Source organism: Paraburkholderia sp., from assembly GCF_035948235.1.
Taxonomy (GTDB): domain Bacteria; phylum Pseudomonadota; class Gammaproteobacteria; order Burkholderiales; family Burkholderiaceae; genus Paraburkholderia.
Window position 1 is genome coordinate 1 of the sequence record NZ_DASZJJ010000350.1, and the last position, 4,233, is coordinate 4,233.

The 4,233-nt window shown below is 63.4% G+C and carries 5 protein-coding genes; all 5 read right to left on the reverse strand.

The genetic code is table 11. The annotated features are described in order from the left end of the window. The coding region (fmdA, locus tag VG320_RS31045) for a formamidase (RefSeq protein WP_327203894.1) at positions 1 to 813 on the reverse strand (813 nt) is incomplete at its 3' end. Between the two features lie 61 nt (positions 814 to 874). Continuing rightward, a complete protein-coding gene (urtE, locus tag VG320_RS31050; protein WP_327203895.1) occupies positions 875 to 1,564 on the reverse strand; it encodes an urea ABC transporter ATP-binding subunit UrtE in 690 nt (229 codons plus the stop codon). Between the two features lie 46 nt (positions 1,565 to 1,610). Then, complete coding sequence (gene urtD / locus VG320_RS31055) at positions 1,611 to 2,354, reverse strand: urea ABC transporter ATP-binding protein UrtD (RefSeq protein WP_327203896.1); 744 nt, start codon at positions 2,352 to 2,354, stop codon at positions 1,611 to 1,613. Between the two features lie 3 nt (positions 2,355 to 2,357). Continuing rightward, on the reverse strand, positions 2,358 to 3,527 hold the full coding sequence (urtC, locus tag VG320_RS31060) for an urea ABC transporter permease subunit UrtC (protein WP_327203897.1): 1,170 nt from the start codon (positions 3,525 to 3,527) through the stop codon (positions 2,358 to 2,360). A gap of 55 nt (positions 3,528 to 3,582) precedes the next feature. Continuing rightward, on the reverse strand, positions 3,583 to 4,233 hold a 651-nt coding region (gene urtB, locus VG320_RS31065; RefSeq protein WP_327203898.1), incomplete at its 5' end, for an urea ABC transporter permease subunit UrtB.

Genomic DNA, 4,233 nt, shown 5'->3' on the forward strand with positions numbered 1-4,233 from the left:
CCAGCCGGCCATTTCGATCGCACCGCAGAACGTGATCTCGCCGTCGCCCTGACTGAAATGCAAATCGCCGACCGAGAGCCCCGCGCCATCCACGTAGACGGGGAAAAACACCTTCGAGCCGCGCGACAGATCCTTGATATCGCAATTGCCGCCATGCTCGCGCGGTGGCACCGTGCGCGCGCCCTGCGCGGCGGCCTTGTCGCGCGCCTCGCCCGCGAGCTTGCCCATGTGCGCGGTGGCCGCAAAAGGCGGATTCGCGAGCGGCGGCACGCGGTCGGGCTCGGTCGCGATCAGCCCGGTTTCGCGCGCGTTCCAGGTCTCCAGCAGCTTGGGATCGGGCAGGCAACCGATCAAACCTGGGTGAATCAGGCCCGCGAAATTCACGCCCGGAATATGGCGCGAGCTTGTATACACGCCGTGGAAATCCCAGATCGATTTTTGCGCGCTGGGGAAATGATCGGTGAGAAAGCCACCGCCGTTCGTCTTCGAAAAGAAGCCGTTGAAGCCCCACTGGCTATCAGCTTTGGCGCCGATGTCGAGCAGGTCCACCACCAGCAGGTCGCCGGGTTCCGCGCCGTGCACGCCGACCGGGCCGGAGAGAAAGTGCACGATCGAGAGGTCGATATCGCGCACGTCGTCGGCGCTGTCGTCGTTCTTGATGAAGCCGCCGGTCCAGTCGTAGGTTTCGAGAATAAAATCGTCGCCGGGCTTGACCCAGCAGGCCATCGGAATGTCGGGGTGCCAGCGGTTGTGCACCTGTTCGTTTTCGTAGGCCGACTGGTTCAGATCGACCTTGATAAGAGTCTCGGGCATTGCGTTCGCTCCTGGGTTCGCGGATTGACATACGGCGCGGCGCGCGAGAGCCGCGCCGCGCTCAAACGGAGAGGTATTCGCGGATGCGGTCGGTGTCGCCCGCATCGCGCGTGCTTTGGTGCACGAAACGCCCGCCTTCGATCACGAAAAGCCGGTCGGCCACGTCGAGCGCGAAGCTCAACACCTGCTCCGAGACGACGATGGCGATATTGCGGCTCGTACGAATCTGGTTGAGCGCGCGGGCGATGTCCTTGATGACCGACGGCTGGATACCCTCGGTGGGCTCGTCGAGCAGCAGCACCTTTGGGTCGGTCGCAAGCGCGCGGGCTATCGCGAGTTGCTGCTGCTGACCGCCCGAAAGATTGCCGCCCTTGCGCTTCCTCATATCGAACAGCACGGGAAACAGCGCATATAGCTCGTCGGGCACGCGCTGGCTCTGGGCGTTTTCGAGGCCCGTCCGGATGTTTTCCTCGACGCTCAGCGAAGCGAAAATCTGCCGTCCTTGCGGCACATAGCCGATGCCTTTGGACACGCGGCGATAGCTCTCGTCTTTCGAAACGTCGGCGCCGCTCACGCGCACCACGCCACGGCTCGCGGGCAGCATGCCGATCAGCGCCTTGAACAGCGTGGTCTTGCCCATGCCGTTGCGGCCCATCACCGCTACGCTTTCGCCTTGCGCGACCGAAAAACCGATGCCGTGCAGCACCTGGCTTTGCCCGTAACTGACGACGAGATCGTCGACTTCCAGCATGATGTGTTCTCCGTGTTGTCGTTCGATACTCAATCCCGTGGCCAGCTCAGTGACCAAGATAAACGTCGATCACGCGCGGATCGGCCTGCACCTGCGCCATCGGCCCTTCCGCGAGAATCTTGCCCTGATGCATGACCGTGACCTTGTGCGCAATGCGCTCGACGAAGGCCATGTCGTGTTCGATCACAATCATCGAGCGGTTACGGCAAATGCGGTCGAGCAGATCGGCGGTCAGTTCACGCTCGCGCACACTCATGCCTGCAATCGGTTCATCGAGCATCAATAGTTCGGGATCCTGCATAAGCAGCATGCCAATTTCGAGCCACTGTTTCTGACCGTGCGAAAGCAATCCCGCTTCCAGATCGAGCGACGACGCCAGGCCGATCTCATCGGCCACGGCGCGCACGCGGTCGGCCACTTCAGAGTCCTCGCGGTAAGCGAGCGCACCGAACACGCTGCGTCCGCGCGGAAACGACACTTCCAGGTTCTGCGCAACGCTCAGGTTTTCGTAGATAGACGGCGTCTGGAACTTGCGGCCGATGCCTTTACGCACGCGGCGAAATTCCGCGAGATTCGTGATTTCCTCGTTGCGAAACTTGATGCTGCCCGCCGTTTCCTTCGTCTTGCCGCAGATGAGATCAAGCAGCGTGGTCTTGCCCGCGCCATTCGGGCCGATTACCACGCGCAGTTCGCCGCGTTCGAGATAGAGATTGAGCGCATCGATCGCCTTGAAGCCGTCGAACGACACGGTCAGGTCCTCGATCGCGAGCAGAAAGTCAGTATTGCTCATGCTTTACGCCTCCTTGTTCGCCGCGCCGAGCAGACGCCGCACGCGCGGGCGCACATGCTCTTCGTAGAGACCCGCCAGCCCGTTCGGAAACACCATGACCACGCCGATGAACATCGCCGCCATCAGATAGAGCCAGAGATTGGGAAAGCTCTCCGAAAACCAGCTCTTGCCGAGATTGACGAGAATCGCGCCATACACCGCGCCAACCAGCGACATGCGCCCGCCGATGGCCGCGTAGATCACCATTTCGATCGACGGCACAATGCCGACGAACGACGGCGACATGAAGCCCACCTGCAACGTGAACATCGCGCCGCCAACGGCCGCCAGCAGCGCCGCGAGACAGAACGCGAACACCTTGAACATGGCGACGTCGTAACCCGAGAAGCGCACGCGGTCCTCCTTGTCGCGCATCGCGAGCAGCAGCGTGCCGAGCTTGCTGCGCTGGACCCAGCGGCAGGCGAGCAGCGCGACGATCAGCAACACGGCGTTCACGAAGTACAGCACCAGCTTCGCGTGATCGGATTGAATGTCCCAGCCGAGCAGCGTGCGCAGATCGGTAATGCCGTTCACGCCGCCCGTATAGCCCTGCTGGCCGATGATCAACACCGAGAGAATCAGTGCGACCGCCTGCGTGATGATCGCGAAGTACACGCCGCCCACGCGCCGCTTGAACATCGCGTAGCCGATCACGAAAGCAAGCGCCGTAGGCACGACGAGCACCGCAAGGATCGAGAACGGCAAATAGTGAAACGGCTTCCACCACGCAGGCAGTGCGGTGAGCTGGTTCCAGTCCATGAAGTCGGGAATGCCCGGCGTAGTCTGCGTGCGCGTGGCGGCCGGACTGGACGCTTCGAGCTTGAGAAACATCGCCATGGCGTAGCCGCCGAGGCCGAAAAACACGCCCTGGCCGAGACTGAGCACGCCGCCATAGCCCCACGCGATCACGAGGCCAATCGCCACGAACGCGTAGGTCAGGTACTTGCCCATCAGGTTCAGGCGGAACGTGTCGAGCGCAAGCGGAAACACGACCACGATCAGCAGCGCAAGCAGGACGATGCCCGCGTAGCCGGAGGCGTCGAGCCACACGAGGCGCGCGCGCCAGCCGGCCGGAGGCGCGCCGCGGCCGGATCGCGGGGATACGCCGCCCGCCGTGGGTTGGATGGGTTCCATGTCCATCTCTCCATACGAATGAAGCTGTGAAATAGGCTTGTGCGACGGCGTGCGCTTACACGCGCCGCACCTTCGAGGCGAACAGGCCTTGCGGGCGCAGCATGAGAATCACCACGACGGTCAGCAGCGTGAGTACGCGCGCAATCGAGCCGGACAGAAAGAACTCGCTGATCGACTGCATCTGCGCGATGCCGAACGCCGAGGCCACGGTGCCGAGCAGACTCGCCGCGCCGCCGAACGTGACCACCAGAAACGAATCGACGATGTAGAGCGAGCCGCTCGTCGGTCCCGTCGAGCCGATGGCCGTGAAGGCCGCGCCCGCCACGCCCGCGATGCCGCAGCCGATCGCGAAAGTCATGCGGTCGGTGCGCCGCGTGTTGATGCCTGCGGCGTTCGCCATCGGCCGATTCGCGACCGTGGCGCGCACGCGCAAGCCCCAGCGCGAGCGATAGAGCGCGAGCAGCAGGCCGCCCGTCATCAGCAGCGCGAGGCCCATCACGAACATGCCACTCACGGGAATATCGAGGCCCGGCTTCGGCTCCCACGAACCCATCAGCCAGTCGGGCAGTGCCGGACTCACTTCCTTCGGCCCGAAGGTCGAGCGGAACACCTGCTGCATGCCGAGGCTCAGGCCCCAGGTGGCGAGCAGCGTGTCGAGCGGCCGCTTGTAGAGCTTGCGGATCATCAGGTGCTCGACGAGAAGGCC

Excerpts from the sequence above, each read along its gene's own strand:
- urtE (WP_327203895.1), bottom strand. The coding sequence starts at position 1,564 with ATGCTGGAAGTCGACGATCTCGTCGTCAGTTACGGGCAAAGCCAGGTG.
- urtD (WP_327203896.1), bottom strand. The coding sequence starts at position 2,354 with ATGAGCAATACTGACTTTCTGCTCGCGATCGAGGACCTGACCGTGTCG.
- urtC (WP_327203897.1), bottom strand. The coding sequence starts at position 3,527 with ATGGAACCCATCCAACCCACGGCGGGCGGCGTATCCCCGCGATCCGGC.